Raw genomic sequence first — 21,599 nt, 5'->3', positions numbered from 1 at the left:
AATGGCTAGTAAATTAGGTAAATTCTATGGAATAGGAGTAGGAGTAGGAGATCCTGAAAATATAACAGTTAAAGCAGCAAAAAGACTGCATGAAGTAGATGTGATAGTACTGCCTGAGGCAAAAAGCGGAGAAGGGAGTACAGCCTTTAATATTGTAAAAGAATATGTAAAACCAGAAGTAGAGCAGCTATTTTTGGAGTTTCCAATGATAAGGGATGTGGAAGCGAGAAAAGTTTTTAGAAAAAATAATGCGGATGTAATAAGTGCTGAATTGGAAAAAGGTAAAAATGTAGCATTTTTAACAATAGGTGATCCGATGACTTATAGTACTTATACTTATGTATTGGAACATATTTCAGATGATGTGGAAGTTGAAACTATCGCTGGAATAACTTCGTTTAATAGTATTGCGGCAAGACTTAATATACCGCTTATGGTTGGAGATGAAGATTTAAAAATAGTGTCTGTCAGCAGAAAAACTGATGTTCATAAAGAAATTGAAAATAACGAAAATCTAGTGTTAATGAAAATAAGCCGAGATTTTGAGAGAATAAAAAGAGCGATTATTGAAACAGGAAATAAAGAAAATATAGTTATTGTTTCAAACTGTGGGAAAGAAAATGAAGAAATTATTACAGATATTGAAAATGTTGAAAGTGTACATTATTTTTCTACATTGATTCTTAAAAAACAGGGAATAGATGAATGGAAAAGATTTCTAAAAGCGTAAAAAAGTTAAAACCTAAAATAATAATATTTATAGTTTTACAAATTTTATTATTTATGTATTATTTTTGGATTGGAAAATATGATTGGGATTATGGCTTTGATTTGCCATTTCGGTTATTATTTGGTGGAATATTTTCAGCAATAACAGGAATAATTTTTGGATGGATATTTTATTCAATGGGGAAAAGTAAAAATTATGAAAATGACAAAATTTTGAAATTACCGATATTTTTTATAATTTTATCAATAATATTATTGTTTAGAATAGATATTATTGGAGTTATAAAATTATGTTTTTACAACGGATTATTCATTTTAGGAATATTTAGAAGTAAAATAAAGATTAGAAGTTATCTGTCTAAAGTTTCTAAAATTATATTGTGGTTTGTTACAATGTATTTTTTGATTCCTGGTTTTGCAATTTGCTTTGGAATTCCAATGGAAAGTTATGAAGATGGAATGAAATTTAGTATTTTAATTCCATTTGTTGTTATCAATATTTGTTTTGGATTTTTTATAAAAAAGTATTTTGATAAAGAAGAAATTGAAGTTGTAAGAATATTGACAATAGCAGGTTGTCTAATAATTATGGGAATATTTATTTTTATGGGCTTTAATTGGTATAAAGAAGACTATCATGCAATAATTTATACTTTTCCTTACAAAGTTTTGGTGTATTTTGAAGACGGGGAGAATAGTCTCGAAAAATTTGGGATTATAAAGTCGTTAGAGTCGAGGTACTTTGTTTATGCGATGATTGTTAATATGGGATTTTATTTGGGAACTTTGAAAAAAACAAAATAATAATATTGTTTATGGCAGAGAAGGTTTAAAGCAAAATATATCTTCTACATCAGATTTATCAAGGTTGTTAGGCGAGGACGAATTATGGGAATTACTTCTATTTAGCGGTTATTTAACAGTTAAAGAAAAAATTGGAGATGTTCACGAAAGTATTTACACATTAAGATTACCAAATAAAGAAGTGAAGGATCTTTTTAGAAAAACATTTTTAGAAAGATATTTTGGAAGAGGAAGTAAACTAATAGATTTAATGGAGGCTTTGACTGAAAATAGAATAGATTAAAATAATCAAAAATAAAAGTAAAGCAACTGGAATAAGAAATTGGATTAATTAAAGTAAAAGAGAAATAAACAACATGAAAAGAGAAAAAAGTTGGAAATAAAAAGAAAAGTCTATGATGATAAGGATTGGTATGAAGAATATATTCAAGTTTTAAAAGACGGAAAAGAAATTCATTATGGTGAAAGTTTTGATTTTCCGAAATATGAAAATGGAAATTATGTATTTTATTTAAATTATGGAAATATAGAGTATTACAAATTTTTTAAAATTTATTTGAAAAAATGGGGAGATAAAATTTATTTTATTCCAAAGTATAATTTTTGTAATGAGAAGGTATATGGATATTCACCATTGGAATTTTTGGAAAATGATATAAAAAAAATTTTAGAGAATAAGGAAGAAATTAGTAAAATCAAGAAATTGACAATAAAGGATATTTTGTGTGAATGGGCATGTAATAGTCAGTTTAGAGAATTTTGCAATAGTTTTGAAGATTATCAGAAAAAATTGGTTAATGAAATTTATTTTGTGGATAACGAGATAATTAATAACGATATTTCAGGAAAATTTGAAAAGATTTTCGGAATAAAAAACAAAAAAATAGAAAAAATAAATGTTAAAGAAGTTGAAAAACTTGATAAAATATCTGTTTATTTTGAAAATGGGAAAGTCTGGGAAGCGTTTTTTAAGAAAAATGAAAAAATATATTTGAATACAGAAATATCAGTAAGTTTTCAAATAAATGAAATATTATAAAAACAAAAAATTAAAAAAGAAAGAGGTAATTTTATGAAAAAAGTATACTTCATAGGAGCAGGACCGGGAGATCCTGAATTGATTACAGTAAAAGGGCAAAAAATTGTAAAGGAAGCAGATGTAATAATTTATGCAGGGTCATTGGTTCCAAAAGAGGTTATTGATTGCCATAAGGATGGAGCTGAAATTTATAATTCTGCTTCAATGAACTTGGATGAAGTGATGGAAGTTACTATAAAGGCACAGAAAAAAGGGAAGCTGGTAGCAAGAGTTCATACTGGGGATCCGAGCATTTATGGTGCAATAAGGGAACAAATGGATATTCTGGATGAATATGGAATTGAATATGAAGTAATTCCGGGAGTAAGTTCATTTGTGGCTGCTGCTGCTGCAATAAAAAAAGAATTTACTTTGCCAGATGTGAGTCAGACAATAATTTGTACAAGACTGGAAGGAAGAACATCTGTTCCTGAAGCAGAAAGTCTTGAAAGCCTTGCTTCACATAAATGTTCGATGGCAATATTCCTATCTGTGCAAATGATTGATGAAGTTGTAAAAAGATTATTAAAGCATTATGATAAAACAACGCCAATTGCAATTGTTCAAAGAGCAACTTGGGAAGATCAGAAAATTGTTATGGGAACATTAGAAAACATTGCCGAACTTGTGAAAAAGGAAAAAATTACAAAAACGGCACAAATTCTTGTAGGAAACTTTATGGGGAACGAATATTCTAAGTCTAAACTTTACGATAAGGCATTTTCACATGAGTTTAGGAAAGGAATTAAGGAATAATGAAAAAACTAATAACAATAATTCTATTTATATTTTCCATGCAAATTTTTGCAGGGCAGTATCAAGTAATAAAGCAAAAAAATGTTACTTTGTCAAAAGATCAGATTGATTTGGAGAATAAGAAAATAGAAGAAACAGTCAGTAAATATCCTAAGAAAGTATTACAAGAAATGATTTCATATTATTTTTCTGTAGCAAGTAAAGTAAATAATGAGATGAGCAAAGAAGAAAAAGAGGGTATGCAATTGCTATCAAAAGAACTTCTTAGTTTTTTTTCTGAAATATTTGACAATTCAAAATTTAATGTAAAAACTATAAAATATTTATCAAATACAAAAGTTTCTGTTACTTATGAAGTGGTTATTCCTGATTCGGATAAAATTTTAGATGATAAAGAAATGAAAAAAAGATTTTTTAAAAAATATGGATATGAAATGAAAGACGATGAAGATTTTTTTAGTCCTTCAGAAGTAAAAAAACGGAAAGATATAATAAATGAAATGTTAAGAGAAGGAGTGCGAAATCCTAAAAATTATATGACGGATAAAGTAACGAATGAATTAAATAAAATCGGGAATGAATGGAAATTTAAGGATGCGGAAAAATTTGAAGAAATGTTAAAAAAAATAAAGTGATAAAAAATAACATGATTAAAAAACTAGATAATAGTTTGATAATCGTGTTTTTTATTTAAAAAAATAATAAATTTTAATATTTTTAAAAAATGTGTTATACTTCTTATAAGGTAACTAAAAGATAAAGCGAGGAGATTTTATGAAAAAATTATTATTTGTATTAATGCTGGCAGTAATGGGAAATGTGTTGGCAGCACCAAAGTCACAAAAGACTAAAAGTGCAAGAACTACAGCAACAAGCAGAATATCAGAAAGTGAGAGAAACGAGATTGAAAATGCTGTTCAAATCGGAATGCAGCCATTTGTAGATATGGTTACAAGTGCTATGAAAGCAGAGATGAATAAAGGTGTTTCAAAATTTCCTATAGATAGTCTGTTTGAAAAGGATTATATGTTAAGTAATAGTTTGAAAAAGGAAATTGGGAAAAAATTTACTGATGAAGTGTTGAAGTTAGTGTTTAGCACTGTTAAACCTAGAATTGTGGTAAAAAAAATTAATTATGTTTCTCAAAATCAAGTTGAGGCAGACTATGATATAAAAATTAAAAATGTAGATAAAGTTTGGGATATGGTGGATTTTGATGAAAAGCTGGAAAAGGAATTTTTAGCAAAAGTAGGAGCTAAAAATATGGAAGAAACAGAAAAAATAATGAAAAGTAAAGGGAACGAGGAATTAAAGAAAAAATTTTATTACACATTATTGGATGAAATGATAACTCTTCTTAATAAAGAAATAAAAGAGATAAAAGAAGAAGAAAGTTTATTAGAGGATATATCAGTTACGTTAAAAAAAGTAAATGGCAGATGGCAAGTAGAAAAATAAGCAACTTTTATTAAAAATATGGTATAATTTAACAGAAATAAATTTTAAAAGTTTATAAATAATTTAAAAAATAAAGATTCTATACGAAAAAAATATTATTTTTGATTATGATGGTAATGGCAGGAAATATTTTTGCAGTAAACAATACTACTGAAGACAGAGCAATAGAGAAAATGCTTCGAAGCAGGCTACAGTCGTATTTTTTTACAATTGTAAATTAAGGAATAAGAGATAATGAGAAAAAGCTTGAAAAAGAAACTTATAATAGACTATTTAAAGATTATGTAATAAGCAATTCTTTAAAAAGGGAAATTGTAGAAAAATGTGTAAGAGAAATTTCGAGAATCACAGCAAATGAAACAAGATTAAAATTTGACATAAAACAAATAAATTACATTTCAGATGAAGAAGCAGAAGCAATTTATGATATAAGATCTAAGAGCTTAAGAACAGTTTCAGATATGTTGGATTTGGATGAAGAAACAGAAAGAAAAATTTTAGAAAAATCAAAAATTAGCAGAGATGAATTTGAAGAAATTATGAGAAAAAAAGGAAATGAACCTATAAAACGAAATTATTACAATATTGCAATTCAAGAAAGAATAAATATGTTTGAGCAAGAAGCCAAAAAAGTGACTGAAGAAGAAGTAATAGTGCAAGATTTACCAGTAATACTTAAAAAAGTAAATGATAAATGGAAGGCAGAAAACCTAGAAAAAATAATAAAAGGTGGTAATTAAAAAATATTTTGAAACAATAAAAGTCTGTCTAGGAATAAAATATATTAATAATTAGACAGACTTTTAAAATATTTTTGTAACAAATGTTTGACATCTATACATACTTTAGATAAAAAAGTTTAAAAAATAGTTGACAAAATCAAATTTATTTTGTATAATAGTTCTTGTCTTGTAGAGATATTATTGGGCTGTCGCCAAGCGGTAAGGCACTGGACTTTGACTCCAGCATGCAATGGTTCGAATCCATTCAGCCCAGCCATTTAAAATTAAATAGTGTAAGATATAAATAAGCTACTGTTTCTAGTAGTTTTTTTTTTACAAATTAAATATTTTGATAAAAATTCCAGCTTTTTAAAACATATTTTATGGACTCGTTTTTTATTACAGATAAAAAATAAATCTTTTCATTTTCTATTCTATTGTAATTAATTTTACTATTATTGATAATAAAATCTTATTTATACGTTTTTTTAAATTAATACTAAATCCCGTTTAAAAGTGAGAATAGAGTTGTTCAATTTTTTTAAAAGTTAACTACAGATAGAAAAGCCATAATTTTAAAATAATTTTTAGTGTATTATGATTATTTTTTTAATATATACTCGAATCCATTTAAAATTGAACTGATAGAAATTATATAATTTAGGGTTTGAGTAAAATAGTCATAATTTTTTAGTTTTGTTTTAAACTAGTTTTACTATATTTATTTTATAGAATTAAAGTAAAAATTATTTTCTTTTAAATAAAGCTAAAATATGAGATAATAGAAAAAAATACAAAATGAGGTTATTTTATGGAAAAATTTTTTAAATTTTTAAATTCAGACAGATATCAGTACACAGAAAGTGAGATTTATTTAAAAAATAATATGCAAAATGAAATTGCAACTTTTGATGTATTTTTGCGTACAAAAAAAGAAAATGACTATGCTGTAGTATATGGGATATCTGATGTTCTTGAGCTTATTGAAATACTTAACGAAACTTCTTATGAGGATAAAAAGAAATATTTGTCAAAAATATTTGATAATTCTGATTTTATCGAATATATTGCGAATATGAAATTTACAGGTACGATAAAAGGGGTACGAGATGGAGAAATTGTATTTTCAAATGAGCCAATACTAACGATTACTGCTCCACTTATACAAGGGAAAATCCTTGAAACGCCTATTTTGAATATTCTTCATTTTCAGACACTTGTGGCAACAGTCACGTCTAAAATTGTGCTAGCGGCTGAAGGAAGGGGAGTACTTTCATTTGGAACAAGAAGAACAGCTGGATTTGATGCAGCGATGACAATGACAAAAGCTAGCTATGTAGCTGGCTGCATATCTCACTCAAACCTTGCGGCAGAATATCTTTATGACTTGAAAAGTACAGGAACGATGACACATGGCTTTATCCAGACTTTTGGAATGGGAGAAAGTGCTGAATACAAGGCTTTTGACGCTTTTATAAAAATGTATAGGAACAAAAATCAGGCTCTTATAATGCTAATTGATACTTATGACACTCTTGAGAGTGGAATAATTAGTGCTGTAAAGGCATTTAAAGATAATGGCATAGATGATGAATACGAAGGAATGTATGGAATAAGGATAGATTCAGGAAATTTGGAAAAATTGTCGAAAGAATGTAGGAAAATACTGGATAAAAGTGGACTTTACAAAGCGAAAATTGTATTAACGAGTGGACTTGACGATAAAAAAATAGGAAATCTAATAAAAAATCAGGCAGAAGTTGATGTATTTGGAGTAGGAGATGCCATAGCATTGCCAGAAAGAGAAATAAGCACAGTCTATAAAATGTCTAAAATTAATCAAAATGACGTAATGAAAATTTCTAATGAAAGTGGAAAAACATCATTGCCAGGAAATAAGGAATTATATAGAGTTTATGAAAATCAGAATTTTTATGATGTTGTAGCATTAGAAGAAGAAAAATTGGAAAATATAGAGAATATACAAAAAATAACGATAAATTATATTGAAAATGGTAAAAAAATAGAAAAAAATTATGAGCTTTTAGATTTAAAAAAGGCAAAGGAATATTATGAAAGCAATTTGATTTACTTAAAAAAAATTTATAGCGAAAAGCTGAAAACTAGAAGAGTAAAATTATCAGAAAAATTAGAAAAATTGAAAGACAGGCTATTAAGAATAAAGACAAAATAAAAATAAATTTATATACTTACAAATTATGTTAATAAAAATTATTGGATTATCCCAATTTTTTTAGTATAATTAACTTACAATTTATAATCGAACTCTTTTAATACGAAATTTATGAAGATTTGAAATATAGGAGTTTGAAGATAACAGTCGTAACTTTAAGGAGATTGAGTGCAGATGAAAAAAGGTATTGGGAAATCACATAGTAAAATCATATTAATTGGAGAACATTCTGTCGTTTATGGTTATCCTGCCATTGCTATTCCACTAAAAAAGATTGAAATTGAATGTGTAGTCGAAGAAGCAAAAACTAGCTTTTTTTATAACAAGACAGACACTCTTTCAGTTGCAGTTTTTACTGCATTAAGACATTTAAAAAAAGAAAATGCAAAAATAAAATACAAAGTAGTTTCCCAAATTCCACCCAAACGTGGTATGGGCTCTTCAGCTGCAGTCAGTATTGCCGCAATCAGGGCAGTATTTGACTATTTTGAGGAAAATCTGGATGATGAATTACTGGAAAAACTAGTTCATACGGCGGAAATTGTGGCTCATAAAACTCCGAGCGGGCTAGATGCAAAAACATGCCTAAGCAATAAAGCTATAAAATTCATAAAAAATAAGGGATTTTCTTACATTGACTTAAATCTTGATGCATATCTTGTAATTGCAGATACAGGCATTTATGGAAATACTGGTGAGGCAATTCAGAATGTGAAAAATTTAGGAAGTAAAGCCGATATTTCTTTAAAGAAACTAGGTAAGTTGACAGATGAAATAACTAAAATCTTAACTAAAAATATTGAATCCAAAGAAGAAAAAGTTGATAAAATAGGAAAAATTATGACAAAAGCAAATACAGAACTCGGAAACTTGAATATAACCATTGAAAAAACAGACTTATTTGTAAAAACAGCAATCGAAAATGGAGCAAGTGGGGCAAAAATTTCTGGTGGAGGATTAGGAGGCTGTGTAATCGCACTTGCTAAGAATCTGGAAATTGTAGAAAAAATAAAAGATGAATTGCTAAAATGTGGAGCAGAGAATATTTGGGTGGAGAAAATTTAATAAAAAAATAAAGGAGTAAAAATGGTAAAAGTCAAATCTTATGCTAATATTGCGATTGTAAAATATTGGGGAAAAAAAGATGCAGAAAAAATGATACCTTCCACAAGCAGCATCTCTCTCACCCTTAATGATATGTTTACAGAAACAGAGATGGAATTTATAAATGATGAAGATATTAAAATTGCAGTTGAAAAAGAAATAAAAAATAGAAATTGTGAAGATAAATTTGGGGATATGACAGATTTGTTTTATTTGAATGGAGAGTTACAGGATAGTGTACATACAGAAAAGATTAGCAAAGTTGTGGATTTGTTTAGGGAAAATAGAAGTCAGAAGGTAAAAATTTCTACAACCAATAATATGCCAACAGCTGCCGGACTTTCTTCCAGTTCGAGCGGTTTATCGGCTGTAATAAAGGCTTGTAATGAACTTTTTGGAAAAAACTATACACAATCTGAACTTGCACAAATTTCAAAATTTGGTTCAGGATCTTCTTCGAGAAGCTTTTTTGGACCTATTGCTGCTTGGGACAAGGATACTGGAGAAATTTATGAGGTAAGGACAGATTTAAAACTGGCGATGATTGTGCTGGTGCTGAATGAAAATAAAAAGAAAATTTCAAGCCGAAATGGAATGGAGCTTTGTGCAAAAACTTCAACATATTTTGATGAGTGGATAAAACAATCGGAAATTGACTTTGTAAATATGAAAAAATATCTTGCTGAAAATAATTTTGAAAAAGTTGGAATTTTGACAGAAGAGAATGCTCTTAGAATGCATAAAACAACTGAAACTGCAAATCCTCCGTTTACATATTTTAATGAAAAAACTTATGAAGCAATGGATTTTGTAAAAAAATTGAGAAATAATGGAGAAAAATGTTATTTTACAATGGATGCGGGGCCTAATGTGAAGGTACTTTGTCTAGAAGAGGATTTGGAAAAATTAGCAGAAATTTTTGAAGAAAAGTATAAGATTATTGTGAGCAGGACTGTGAAATTATAATTGTGAAAATCATAGTAAAACTGCTTTAAAACAAAACTCAAAAGTTATGACTATTTTACTCAACCCCCTAAAATTATATAATTTTTAGTAGTTTAATTTTAAGTAGGTTTGAGTATAATTTGAAATTGAAAATAAAAAATTATGATAATTTCTAAAATTGTTTGATTTTATCAGTTTAATATTGAAAGAGTTAAGATATATTTTGGAAAGGATTTTGAATAATGGATAAATCAAGAAAATTTGACATAGCTATAGGCATATTATTTGGAATTACGACAATAATTTTAATTTATTTATTTTTTAGTAATAACATATTTTTTACGTGGGCATTTCAGCGACACCGTAATATACTAAGCTGGTATATTAGACCACTATTTATTATTCCAATAATTTGGAGTGCATACAAAAAGAGGTTTTCAGGAATTTCAATTTCTATTTTTGGTCTATTTACGAGTATGTTCTGGTTTCCAAAGCCAAATATAACTAATCCTGAAATTGTAAAATTTTTAAATTTTGAAGCAAATTATTTGAAAAGTGGATGGACAATGGATAAAATTGTCCTGCTTTTTACTGTTATAATTTTTTTTGTTTTTATAATAGTTTCAACTTGGACAAAAAACTGGAAATTACTTTTATTAATTTTAATAGCAACTGCAATTCTTAAAATATTTAACAGCTACCTTTTAACTGGCAAGAGTGCATTGTCAATGTTAAAGCCTGCAGTTGCTGGATTAATTATCTGTATGATAGCTGTATTTGTATTAAAAAAGAAAAACTAATGAAAAAGGGGGAAGAAGAAACAAATATGAAAAAAATATTCTCAATTATTGTAGGATTAATCTTAATATTTACAATAACAAGTTGTCAAAATGATAAAAAAATTATTGAAAATGATTTAAAAAATTTAATAGAATTCACTCGAAACGGAGGTTATAAATCATTAAATAATGATAAAATGGCTACTATAACATTTGAAGCAATTGATGAAGGATATAAAAAAATGTCCTATAAAATTAATAAAACAAAAAAAGAAAATAAAAATAAAATTATTGTAAATATTACTATAAAATATCCTGATTTATCAGAAGCAATAGAAATATTTAAAAAGAAAATATTGGAAGAAAGACAAAGACTTTTGCAATCACCAAACCCTACTATGAGGTCAGAAGATGAAGTGATAAAATTGACTACGCAATTTTTAAAAGAATCTGTAAATGAAAAATTGAATGATCCTAATCTAAGATATTTTGAAGATACATTTGATATTGTATATGTAAAACATAACGATAATTGGGAAATGCAAGAAAGTCCACAATTCAGCAAAGCAATGTTCTTTAATTTGCAGTTTAACTCACTTACTCAAAATTAAAGATTTTTAAGGCAAAAACTTAAAATTTTACAATAAAAATAAAAAAATAACATAGAAAAAGGAGGAGAAATTGTGGGATATATAAAAATACTAGATGAAAAAGTGTCAAATATTATTGCCGCTGGGGAAGTTGTGGAAAATCCAGCTTCGATGATTAAGGAAATGATTGAGAACTCACTGGATGCGAAGGCTACAATGATAAAAATTGAGGTTTTTAAAGCTGGAACAGATGTTAAAGTGAGTGATAATGGAATTGGGATGGATAAGGACGACACGCTTTTGTCAGTGGAGCGGCATGCTACTTCTAAGATTAAGGAAAAGGAAGATGTTTTTAACTTAAATACTTATGGATTTCGTGGAGAGGCTCTGTCATCTATTGCAGCGGTTTCTAAGCTTACGATTACTACACGTTCTGAAAATAGTCCTGTGGGATATAAGATTGGCTGTTATGGCGGAGTTGTGAGAAAATTTGAGGAAGTTTCGAGAAATGTTGGGACAGAAATGGAAGTCAGGGATTTATTTTACAATACGCCTGCCAGACGGAAATTTTTACGAAAAATGTCAACAGAATATGGTAAAATCAGGGATATTGTGCTAAAGGAAGCACTTTCAAACAGTAATGTGGCATTTTCGCTGGAACTGGATGGAAAAAGTACGATAAAAACAAGTGGAAAAGGTATTGAGAATGCAATTCTTGAATTATTTGGAAAATCAGTTTTGAGAAATTTGAAAAAATTTGAATATGGATATTTAGGTAACGTAGAAATTTTACGAAGTTCAAAGGACTTTATGTTTACTTTTGTAAATAACCGATATGTAAAGTCAGCAACTATTGAACGTGCTGTTATAGATGGCTATTACACTAAATTAATGAAGGGGAAATACCCATTTGCAATTATTTTTTACAATACTGATCCAAAAGAAATAGATGTAAACGTTCACCCATCCAAAAAAATAATAAAATTCTCGAATGATAAGATTGTTTATAATGAAATAAAATCAGCAATTGATGACTTTTTTTACTACAATGACAGGGAAAACTGGCAACCTAATATTGACCTGATAAAGAAAAATATCAATATTAATGAGAATGTCGCTGTGGAAAAGGATGATTTGTTTTCTGATGACGTTTTGAAGGGGGAAAATCAAAAAGTTATAAGTTTGGAAACTTTTGATAGAAAGGTTTTAGAAAATACTAAAAATTCAAATGAGAAAGATAATTTTTCAGTAGATAATTTTAATAAAAATGATAAAAATTCTGAGTTTTTTGATAGTTCTAAAAATATGAGTAATGATAGTTTTTCAAATAGTGAAAACTTTACAAAAAACAAAAACGAAAATGATTTAAGCGTTGATGAAATATGGAATAAAATGAATGATAATTCAAAAATGACTGTGGAAAACAATGTGGAAAATTTTAAGAAAAAGAATGAATATTACACTAAAACAGGGGATAAAAACAGTAATTCTGAGAATTATAAAAATACTGTTGAATATAGAAATTTTGATACTATAAATGAAAATACTGAAAATGAATCTCATTATAAAGTCGGAACGTTTGAAAAACATATCGGAAAGCAGTTTCATTATGATATTTTGGGGCAGATTTTTGATACATATATTCTTGTTCGCAGAGATGACGAATTGGAAATTTATGATCAGCATATTATTCATGAGAGAATTTTGTATGAAGAGCTAAAGGACAAGTTTTATAATAAGAAAATTGAATCACAGCATTTATTATTGCCACTAAAAATGGAAGTTACACAAATTGAAAAAAATATTATTTTTGAAAATATTGACATTTTTAAAGATTTTGGATTTGATATTGATGAGTTTTCAGAAGATGAAATTGTCATTCGTACTGTGCCTGCCTTTGATTTTCGGGATAGCATTGAAAATGTATTTTTACAGTTACTTATGGATTTGAAAAATGAAGTTGAAATAAAGGATTTACGGGAAAATATCATTATTTCGATGTCGTGCAAAGGAGCTGTGAAGGCTGGACAAAAACTTGATACATTTGAAATGCAGAATATGGTTCGAAGGATTCACGAAGTTGGGAAATATACGTGTCCGCATGGACGTCCAATTATTGTAAAACTTTCTAGAAATGATTTGGATAAAATGTTTGGAAGAAGAAAATAAAGGTAAAAATTGAGAAATTTAGTAAAAAAATGAAAAAACTTTTGACAATAAGGAAAAAATATGATAAGAATTAATGTAGTGTGTATTGGAAAAATAAAAGAAAAATATATAAAAGAGGGAATAAATGAATTTTTAAAAAGGTTATCAAAGTACATTAAACTCGAAATTATAGAACTTGCTGAAGAAGATGATAACAAAGGTATTGAAAATGCAATAAATTCTGAGACTGAAAGAATAATAAATGCAATCTCAAAAAAAAGTTATTCATACAATATTTTACTTGATTTAAAAGGAAAAATGCTTGATTCAGAAGAAATGGCACAAAAAATTGAAGAAATTTCTATGACAAGTAGTGAAATTAATTTTATAATAGGCGGTTCAAATGGTGTAAATGATAATTTACGAAAAATTGTGGATTTCAGATTATGTTTTTCGCCAATGACTTTTCCACATCAACTTATGCGATTAATTTTAACAGAGCAACTATACAGATGGGTTTCAATTAATAATAATATAAAATATCATAAATAACGGAGGGAGATTATGTATTCTGCTGGGGAAGAATTTGAAAAAATCAATAATGAGGGTGACGTTGAAGGATATACGTGCCTTTCAAATATTACGGTAGGAGATAAGGAATATTTAGTTTGCGATGATGAAACTGGGGAAAAAAAGGTTTTTTACTATGACAGTATCGAAGAGGAACTGTATGATTTGGATGAAGATGAGGAAGATCAAGTTCTTGAAATATGGAATGATGAATATTATGGATCTGACAAGGATTACATGTATTGGAACGAAGATTTTGGAGAATATGACAAAAATGAAAATGTGGATGGAGAATTTGATGAAAGAAATTATGATTCACTAAATGATGATAATAATGATGAAAACGGATTTTTTGACAATGAAGACGAAGATGATGAGGATTTATCTGAATTTTTAGATGATTTCTTTGATGATGAAGACTAAAATGAATAAAAACTAATATTTAAGGAAAAAAATGAAAATAAAAATAAAAAGTTTGGATAAATTTAAAGAAAATTATGAAAAGTTATTTGAACTGGAAAAAATAATAATTGTTGATGAAAAAAAAGAATATCATTACAAAGATGAATATGGAAACTGTAAGATTGTTGATAAAATTGATTCCATTGAAATTTATCGACACGGTGAAATCAATTTCAAGCAGATATTCAAAAAAGATAAAAATACTTCGTTTACTTTTATTACAACAAAATTTCGTGGGAAATATGAAATTTTTACAAAAAAATTTGAAAAAGAAAATGGAAAAATAATGCTGGAATATGATATAATAGATGGTAATGAAGTGATAAATAGTATAAATTTAGAAATACAAATGTTAGATAATTAAAAAGCAGAAAGGAAAAATAGATGAGCAATCAAAACCACAATGATAATGGTATTATAAAAGAAAAATTAAAAAAAGTAGAAGAACTGAAAGAAATAGGAATTGAACCGTATGGACGAAAATATGAAAAATTAAATGATATTGCAGAAATAAATCAATATGATGAAACTTGTGATAAAGTATTTAAAACAGCGGGAAGAATCGTTGCCTTTAGAAGAATGGGAAAAAATGGATTTGGACAAATTCAGGATCCAACTGGGAAAATTCAATACTATGTAAAAAAAGATGAAGTTGGAGAAGAACAGTACGAAATTTATAAAAAAATGGGACTTGGAGATTTTATTGGACTTGAAGGGAAACTTTTTAGAACGAATACTGGAGAATTGACTTTAAGAGTAGATTCTTTTGAGGTGTTATCTAAAAATGTACGTCCGCTTCCAGAAAAATTTCATGGGTTAACTAATATCGAAACTCGTTACAGACAAAGATACGTGGATCTTGTAATGAACAGGGAAGTTATGGATACTATGAAAAAAAGATTCCAAATTATAAGATTTTTTAGAAGCTATCTTGAAAAACATGGATTTACAGAAGTGGAAACGCCAATGATGCATCCAGTTGCTGGAGGAGCTACAGCCAGACCATTTGTAACACACCATAATGCACTTGATATGGAGCTGTTTTTGAGAATAGCACCTGAATTATACTTAAAAAGACTGCTTGTAGGTGGATTTGAAAAAGTGTTCGAAATAAACAGAAGTTTTAGAAACGAAGGAATTTCAATAAAACATAATCCAGAATTTACAATGATGGAACTATACCAGGCTTATGCTGATTTTAATGATATGATGGACTTGACAGAAGATTTGATTTCAAGCTTGACATTTGAGCTTCATGGTAAATATGAGATTGAATATGAAGATAAGACTATTAATATGGCAAAGCCTTGGAGACGTGTTACAATGAAGGACATTGTAAAAGAAACAACTGGATTTGATTTTGATACAGTTAGTAGCGATGAAGATGCTATAAATAAAGCGAAAGAAATGAATATTCCGCTAGAAAAAGACAAAACTTATACAAAATATGGAATTTTAAACTTGATATTTGAAGAAAAAGTCGAGGGAACTTTATTAAACCCAACATTTATTACAGAATATCCAAAAGAAATTTCTCCGCTTTCAAAAAACCAAAAAGGTGAAACTGAATGGGTAGACAGATTTGAATTATTTATTTCAGGAAGAGAGTTTGCCAATGCTTATTCAGAATTAAATGATCCAAGAGATCAGAAGGAAAGATTTGAAGAACAGGTGAAATTGAAGGAAGCTGGAGATGATGAAGCTCAAGGAATGGATTTAGACTATATCCGTGCCTTAGAATATGGAATGCCACCAGCAGGAGGGCTTGGAATAGGAATTGACAGACTAGTTATGTTACAGACGAATTCTGCTTCAATTAGAGATGTTATTTTATTCCCAACTTTAAGAAAAGAAGATATTGAATTATAATTTAAATAAAGCAAACAAAAAAACTCTAGGTTTAAAAAACTTAGAGTCTTTTTATTATAATCTATTAAAGAGATAATTAATTAGTCATCTCCCTCAGAATCATCGTAATCTGAAGAATCGTCAGAAGAAACAAGAGTAGCCTTAGTTAGACGTAACCCTTTGTATCCATTTCCCTCAAAATAAATTTTGTAAGTAGATCCTTTTGAAATTGAAGATAATTTACCGCTTGTAAATTGGAAAGTTTTTCCAGATTCCAAACTTTCACAAGTTGCTCTTCCTTTTGCTTTACTAGTAACTTGACACTCATTTACAAATCTTGAGAATCCTAATGCTCCAAATGCTAAAAATCCTACTAGAATTAATTTTTTCATGCTAATCAGCTCCTTTTTTTGATTTTTATATTACCGTTTACAATTACAGTATACCATATAATATAAAAAAATCAAGTATTTTTTTGATTTTTTTTCAAAATTTTTAAAATTGGAGTGAAAATGTATAAAAAGATAAATTTTTAATTTTAGTATTAAACCTCGTCTAAATAGCGAATTTATTGAAAACTTTTCTAAATAAAGGATATAAAATTAATGTTTTCAAGTAATTTTGAGATATATACTCGAACCCATTTAAAATTGAACTAATAGAAATTATATAATTTAGGGTTTGAATAAAATAGTCATAATTTTTGAGTTCTGTTTTAAACTAGTTTTACTATAATTTTGATTTTTTTAACAAGACCTGGTATAAAATAATCTGTTGTAGCATTTTTTGATGGGAAACTATTTGTTTTTGTTAGTTTAGAAAAACATTATAGATTAGTCATAGGTTAATCTTGTCACAATTTTAATTATTAGGATAAACCTTTACTGCAAAATAAGGATTTATATCAATGAGCAATCCTACGAAAATAAAAAAGTTGAATGATCATGAATTAGCTGTCAAATACCTCTATTATAAAAATTTATTCAAGATTTAGTATAAGTTAGAAACATTTAAAAAAATCAAAAAAAGACGCTCTTATGAACGTCTTCTTTATTTTTGGAGAGAAAATCAACTTGTGAAAATTGATTTATCTTAGTTATATATAAATATATAGCTAAAATTATATTTATGTTTGTCTTTTGTGAAAATAATTAATTTATTTGAAAAAATATTTTTCACAGACATAGTTAGTTATTAAAATTCTTTTTTGATTTGTTCAACCCATGCGTCAATTCTTTCATCTGTTAATTCAGATTGATTGACTTCATCTAAAGCAAGTCCTAAAAATTCCTTATTTTTTGCTGCTCTTGATTCATTGAATTCATATCCTTCAGTTGAAGTTTTTCCAATAATTGTTGCACCAGTTTTTTGGATTTCTTCATCAATGATAGCAATTCCATCCATAAATGTGTCAGAGAAAGTACCTTGATCTCCACTTCCAAAGTATCCTACTTTTTTTCCGCTAAAGTCTTTGCTTGCTAAGTCATCAACAACCGCCGCCCAGTCATCCTGCAAGTCTCCAAATCCCCATGTAGAAGCTCCTAAAAGCAGTACATCATAATCTTCTAATTTATCCTCATTTCCATCAATATTAAAAACTTCTGCTCCGTCTATTTTTTCTGCAATTTTGTGAGCAATATCTTCAGTTACTCCTGTTGTTGATCCGAAAAAAATTCCTACTTTTGCCATTTTATCCCTCCATATTTGTAGTTTAGTTTTAAATATTGTTTTCATGTGGTTATCTATTTTTTAGATAATACATTTTGATTTTCTTTTAAATTAAAGAAATGAAATAAATTGTTTTATTTAAAACTCTCACTTTACTTATTAAAATTTTTATATAAAAAATATATCATATTTTACTTTGATTGTCAAATTTTTTTGATATTTGAATTTAAGTTGCTATTTTTTGAAATTTTAGTTAAATATGCCACATATAATAGTCTTCTTCTGTTTTTGGAATAATTCTGGCGGGAATTCCGACTGCTACAGCTTCATCAGGTATATCTTTTAAAACAACTGAATTTGCTCCAATTCTTACGTTGTTTCCGATTACTATGTTTCCAAGCAATTTTGCTCCAGCTCCTACAGAAACGTTATTTTTTAGTGTAGGATGCCGTTTGACTTTGGATGTGCTTACACCGCCGAGAGTTACACCATGATATATAACACAATTATCTCCTATTTCAGCAGTCTCTCCAACTACAATTCCCATTCCGTGATCAAAGAATATTTTATTTCCTAGTTTTGCGGCTGGATGAATTTCTATTCCTGTAAAAAAACGAGAAATTTGAGAAATAAGTCTTGCGAAAAAATATAATTTCCGTTTTTGAAAAAAATGAGCAATTTTATGATTAATAATAGCATGTAATGATGGATAAAGAAAAACTTCTATTTTATATTTTACAGCTGGATCTTTTTCTGCAATATTATTTATTTCACTTATTAACCATTTAAAAATAATAATCACACTCCTTAAAATTTATATGTTAAGATTATATAATAAAACTGTTTTAAAAACAACTTTTTATTGTATAATTTTTTTAAAAAGTATGAAAATAGGCAATTCATCTCATAATTAGAGAATCCTTGCCCAAATTTAGATAAACTGTCTTAATTTTATAGACTCTTTCTGAATATTTCTACTGATAGATATTTTTCTCCGCCATCAGGTAAAACGGCTAATACTTTTTTACCTTTTCCTAATTTTTTAGCTACTTCGTAAGCCGCTGCAATTGCACTTCCAGAAGAAATTCCTACAAATAATCCATTTTCTTTTGAAGCTCTTGTTGCAAATTCTATTGCTTGTTCATTAGTTATTTTTATAATTCCATCTACAAGATTAGCATCATAGTTTCCAGGAATAAAGCCTGCTCCAAGGCCTTGTTGAGAATGTTTTCCAGGCTGTTCTCCTGATAATACTGCAGAAGTTGAAGGTTCTACAGCAAATACTTGCACTCCAGGTCTTTCTTCTTTTAATCTTTTTCCAACTCCTGATAAAGTTCCAGCAGTTCCAACTCCTGAAATAAAGGCATCAATTTGTGGAAAATCATCCAAAATTTCTTTTGCTGTAGTTTCATAGTGTTTTGCAGGATTTGCAGGATTTTCAAATTGTTGAGGCAAAAAATATCCATTTTCAGATGCTAATTTTTCAGCTTCAGCAATCGCACCTTTCATACCTTTTGCACCTTCAGTCAGGATTAATTCAGCTCCATAAGCTGCCAAAATACTTCTTCTTTCCACACTCATCGAATCTGGCATTATGATTATAACTCTATATCCTTTTGCTTTCCCTATTAATGCCAATGCAATTCCAGTATTCCCCGAAGTAGGCTCGACAATTGTACCACCTGGTTTTAATTTTCCCTCTTTTTCAGCTGCTTCTATCATTCCAAGCGCAGCTCTATCCTTTACACTTCCACCAATATTATATTTTTCGAGTTTTACATAAATATCAGCAATATTTTCTTCATTTAAAAATTTCAATTTTACTACAGGCGTATTTCCAATTAAATCTAAAATATTTTCATAAATCATTAAAATTACCTCCATATTTAATATATTATTTACTAAATTTGTATCTACAATTATTATAGCACTAAAATTTATTAAAATCAATAGTTAAATTTGAAAATATTTTTAAATTTTGGTTTTTACATGGATTAAATTACAAATTCATATCATCAACACTATCCAAATATTCCTTAATTTTGGGAATTACAGCTGCTAATGTTCCTTCCTCAAACGGATTTTTCAGATTAGCAGATTTCATAAGTTCAAAGAATGATTTGCTTCCTCCAAGTTTACACAGATTTAGATAATCCTGCCATGCTTTTTCCCTGTCTTCTCTTGATTTTATCCAGAATTGGAAAGCACAGACTTGGGCTAAAGTGTAGTCGATGTAGTAAAATGGCGAGCTAAAAATATGCCCTTGTCTAAACCAGAAAATTCCATTTTTCAATTCGTCGACTTCCCCGTAATCTCTAGTTGGTAAATATTTTTTTTCAATTTCAAGCCATTTTTCACGACGCTCTTGTGGCGTAACTTCTGGATTTTCATAAACCCAGTGCTGAAATTCATCGACTGTTACCCCATAAGGAATGAATAAAAGAGCTTCTGACAAATGAATAAATTTATATTTTTCTGTATCATTTTCAAAGAATAGTTTCATCCACGGCCAAGTCAAAAATTCCATACTCATTGAATGAATTTCGCAAGCCTCGTAAGTTGGCCATAAATATTCAGGTACCTCAAAACCTCGGCTTTGGTAAACTTGAAAAGCATGTCCGGCTTCATGCGTCAAGACATCAATATCATGTGCAGTCCCATTAAAATTGGCAAAAATAAATGGAGCCTTGTATTCTGGGATATAAGTGCAGTATCCTCCACTCATTTTTCCTTTTTTAGAAAGTAAGTCAAGTAAATTATTTTCAGTCATAAATGTAAAAAACTCATCAGTTTCCTTCGACAATTCCTTATACATTGTTTTACCGTGATTTAAAATCCATTCAGGTGAACCGTGTGGATCAGCATTTCCAGAATTAAATTTTATAGCCTCATCATAAAATCTAAGTTTTTCCAATCCCAGTCTTTTTTCCTGTCTTTTACGAAGCTCAGTATGTAGTGGTACAATGTTTTCAAGTACTTGATTTCTGTAACCTTCCACCATTTTTGCATCATATTCAAGTCTTGAAAGTTGTTTATATCCAAATTCTACATAGTTTTTGTATCCCATTTTCTGTGCCATTTTAGTTCTCACTTTTACAAGCGAATCATAAATATTGTCAAATTCTTCTTGATTTTCAGCAAAAAATTGAGCTACTTTCTTTGCAGCTTCAATTCTCACATTTCTGTCCTTAGATTGAGTGTAAGGAACCATTTGCGATAAATTAAGCTCTTTTCCATCAAAATCAATTTTCGCACTGGCAATTAATTTTGAATATTTGCTAGATAATCTATTTTCTTCCTGTGCATCTGGAATAATCTCGTTCGAGAAAACTTTCAATGTGTTTTCTGCCAAGTCAAACAATAATTTTCCATATTTCTTAATAAGTTCATCCTTAAATTTTGAATTGACAAGCGCTTTATAAAAATCATTAGTAAATCCAAATAAAATTGGACTAATTTCATCCATATATTCATTTTCCTTGTCATAAAATTCATCATTTGTATCAATGCTATGACGAATAGAAACAAGTGTCTGCATAGTTTCAATATGATTTCTCAGCTTTATAATTTTATCAAATGCTTCAATTTGTCCCTCCACATTTTCTGCCCTTTCAAAACTATCTATTAATTCTGAAAATTGTCCTTTTATTTTTTCCAAGTCCAAATGTTCGTATTTGTAATCGTTGAAATTCATAATTTTCTCCTTCTGTATTTTTTAATTTTTATAATTTCAGTATATCAAAT

General features: G+C 28.3%; 22 protein-coding genes, 1 tRNA gene and 1 pseudogene. 19 read left to right on the top strand and 5 right to left on the bottom strand.

Annotation, left to right across the window (positions count from 1 at the left end):
• Window position 1: 1 nt before the first annotated feature.
• The 19 genes and pseudogenes from cobI to lysS all read left to right on the top strand — a co-directional run bounded on the left by cobI (window position 2) and on the right by lysS (window position 16,208).
• The gene (gene cobI / locus ACEG17_RS04150; RefSeq protein WP_147006363.1) at window positions 2–730 is read left to right on the top strand and encodes a precorrin-2 C(20)-methyltransferase; all 729 of its coding nucleotides are present in this window, start codon (window positions 2–4) and stop codon (window positions 728–730) included.
• Window positions 706–1,533: a hypothetical protein gene (locus ACEG17_RS04145; RefSeq protein ID WP_372582676.1), complete on the top strand. Its 828-nt coding sequence runs from the start codon at window positions 706–708 to the stop codon at window positions 1,531–1,533. The genes cobI and ACEG17_RS04145 overlap by 25 nt, the downstream gene beginning before the upstream one ends.
• Window positions 1,534–1,540: 7 nt before the next feature.
• Window positions 1,541–1,813, top strand: a pseudogene (locus ACEG17_RS04140) (AAA family ATPase); the annotation flags it as partial.
• 93 nt (window positions 1,814–1,906) lie between these two features.
• Window positions 1,907–2,572, top strand: coding sequence for a hypothetical protein (locus ACEG17_RS04135; protein WP_372582675.1), 666 nt, complete (start codon window positions 1,907–1,909; stop codon window positions 2,570–2,572).
• Window positions 2,573–2,605: 33 nt separating this feature from the next.
• Window positions 2,606–3,367: a precorrin-4 C(11)-methyltransferase gene (cobM, locus tag ACEG17_RS04130; protein ID WP_372582674.1), complete on the top strand. Its 762-nt coding sequence runs from the start codon at window positions 2,606–2,608 to the stop codon at window positions 3,365–3,367.
• Complete coding sequence (locus ACEG17_RS04125; protein WP_372582673.1) at window positions 3,367–4,002, top strand: hypothetical protein; 636 nt, start codon at window positions 3,367–3,369, stop codon at window positions 4,000–4,002. Before cobM ends, ACEG17_RS04125 begins: the two co-directional genes overlap by 1 nt.
• 139 nt (window positions 4,003–4,141) lie before the next feature.
• Window positions 4,142–4,825 (top strand): hypothetical protein, encoded by a 684-nt coding sequence (locus tag ACEG17_RS04120; protein ID WP_372582672.1) that lies wholly within the window; start codon window positions 4,142–4,144, stop codon window positions 4,823–4,825.
• Between the two features lie 461 nt (window positions 4,826–5,286).
• A complete protein-coding gene (locus ACEG17_RS04115; protein ID WP_372582671.1) occupies window positions 5,287–5,565 on the top strand; it encodes a hypothetical protein in 279 nt (92 codons plus the stop codon).
• 184 nt (window positions 5,566–5,749) lie between these two features.
• Window positions 5,750–5,824, top strand: a tRNA-Gln gene (locus tag ACEG17_RS04110).
• A gap of 534 nt (window positions 5,825–6,358) precedes the next feature.
• Entirely contained in the window at window positions 6,359–7,741 is a 1,383-nt protein-coding gene (pncB, locus tag ACEG17_RS04105; RefSeq protein ID WP_372582670.1) for a nicotinate phosphoribosyltransferase, read from the top strand.
• A gap of 174 nt (window positions 7,742–7,915) precedes the next feature.
• Window positions 7,916–8,806 (top strand): mevalonate kinase, encoded by an 891-nt coding sequence (gene mvk, locus ACEG17_RS04100; RefSeq protein ID WP_372582669.1) that lies wholly within the window; start codon window positions 7,916–7,918, stop codon window positions 8,804–8,806.
• Between the two features lie 21 nt (window positions 8,807–8,827).
• A complete protein-coding gene (gene mvaD / locus ACEG17_RS04095; protein WP_372582668.1) occupies window positions 8,828–9,811 on the top strand; it encodes a diphosphomevalonate decarboxylase in 984 nt (327 codons plus the stop codon).
• Window positions 9,812–10,032: 221 nt separating this feature from the next.
• The gene (locus ACEG17_RS04090; RefSeq protein ID WP_372582667.1) at window positions 10,033–10,590 is read left to right on the top strand and encodes a hypothetical protein; all 558 of its coding nucleotides are present in this window, start codon (window positions 10,033–10,035) and stop codon (window positions 10,588–10,590) included.
• Window positions 10,590–11,180, top strand: a complete 591-nt coding sequence (locus tag ACEG17_RS04085; protein ID WP_372582666.1) for a hypothetical protein — start codon at window positions 10,590–10,592, stop codon at window positions 11,178–11,180. The genes ACEG17_RS04090 and ACEG17_RS04085 overlap by 1 nt, the downstream gene beginning before the upstream one ends.
• A gap of 72 nt (window positions 11,181–11,252) precedes the next feature.
• Window positions 11,253–13,328, top strand: coding sequence for a DNA mismatch repair endonuclease MutL (mutL, locus tag ACEG17_RS04080; protein ID WP_372582665.1), 2,076 nt, complete (start codon window positions 11,253–11,255; stop codon window positions 13,326–13,328).
• 60 nt (window positions 13,329–13,388) lie between these two features.
• Window positions 13,389–13,859, top strand: a complete 471-nt coding sequence (locus ACEG17_RS04075) for a 23S rRNA (pseudouridine(1915)-N(3))-methyltransferase RlmH (RefSeq protein ID WP_372582664.1) — start codon at window positions 13,389–13,391, stop codon at window positions 13,857–13,859.
• Between the two features lie 12 nt (window positions 13,860–13,871).
• Window positions 13,872–14,300, top strand: a complete 429-nt coding sequence (locus ACEG17_RS04070; RefSeq protein ID WP_372582663.1) for a hypothetical protein — start codon at window positions 13,872–13,874, stop codon at window positions 14,298–14,300.
• Between the two features lie 31 nt (window positions 14,301–14,331).
• Window positions 14,332–14,703, top strand: a complete 372-nt coding sequence (locus tag ACEG17_RS04065) for a DUF1934 family protein (protein ID WP_372582662.1) — start codon at window positions 14,332–14,334, stop codon at window positions 14,701–14,703.
• A gap of 20 nt (window positions 14,704–14,723) precedes the next feature.
• The gene (lysS, locus tag ACEG17_RS04060) at window positions 14,724–16,208 is read left to right on the top strand and encodes a lysine--tRNA ligase (protein WP_372582661.1); all 1,485 of its coding nucleotides are present in this window, start codon (window positions 14,724–14,726) and stop codon (window positions 16,206–16,208) included.
• 80 nt (window positions 16,209–16,288) lie between these two features.
• On the opposite strand, the gene ACEG17_RS04055 is transcribed toward lysS, so the two are convergent.
• From ACEG17_RS04055 to ACEG17_RS04035, 5 genes are all read right to left on the bottom strand, one after another.
• Entirely contained in the window at window positions 16,289–16,579 is a 291-nt protein-coding gene (locus ACEG17_RS04055; RefSeq protein ID WP_147006350.1) for a hypothetical protein, read from the bottom strand.
• An 802-nt stretch (window positions 16,580–17,381) separates the two neighbouring features.
• Window positions 17,382–17,876, bottom strand: coding sequence for a flavodoxin (locus ACEG17_RS04050; protein ID WP_314113551.1), 495 nt, complete (start codon window positions 17,874–17,876; stop codon window positions 17,382–17,384).
• Between the two features lie 232 nt (window positions 17,877–18,108).
• Window positions 18,109–18,657: a serine O-acetyltransferase EpsC gene (epsC, locus tag ACEG17_RS04045; RefSeq protein WP_372582660.1), complete on the bottom strand. Its 549-nt coding sequence runs from the start codon at window positions 18,655–18,657 to the stop codon at window positions 18,109–18,111.
• A gap of 149 nt (window positions 18,658–18,806) precedes the next feature.
• Entirely contained in the window at window positions 18,807–19,724 is a 918-nt protein-coding gene (gene cysK, locus ACEG17_RS04040) for a cysteine synthase A (protein ID WP_372582659.1), read from the bottom strand.
• 130 nt (window positions 19,725–19,854) lie between these two features.
• Window positions 19,855–21,549 carry a M3 family oligoendopeptidase gene (locus tag ACEG17_RS04035; RefSeq protein WP_372582658.1) on the bottom strand — a complete coding sequence of 565 codons (1,695 nt, stop codon included), beginning with the start codon at window positions 21,547–21,549 and terminating at the stop codon, window positions 19,855–19,857.
• Between the last annotated feature and the right edge of the window lie 50 nt (window positions 21,550–21,599).

The organism is Leptotrichia hongkongensis, assembly GCF_041538065.1.
In the GTDB taxonomy this organism is placed as follows: Bacteria; Fusobacteriota; Fusobacteriia; order Fusobacteriales; family Leptotrichiaceae; genus Leptotrichia; species Leptotrichia hongkongensis.
This window is presented reverse-complemented; position numbering and strand designations above follow the sequence as displayed.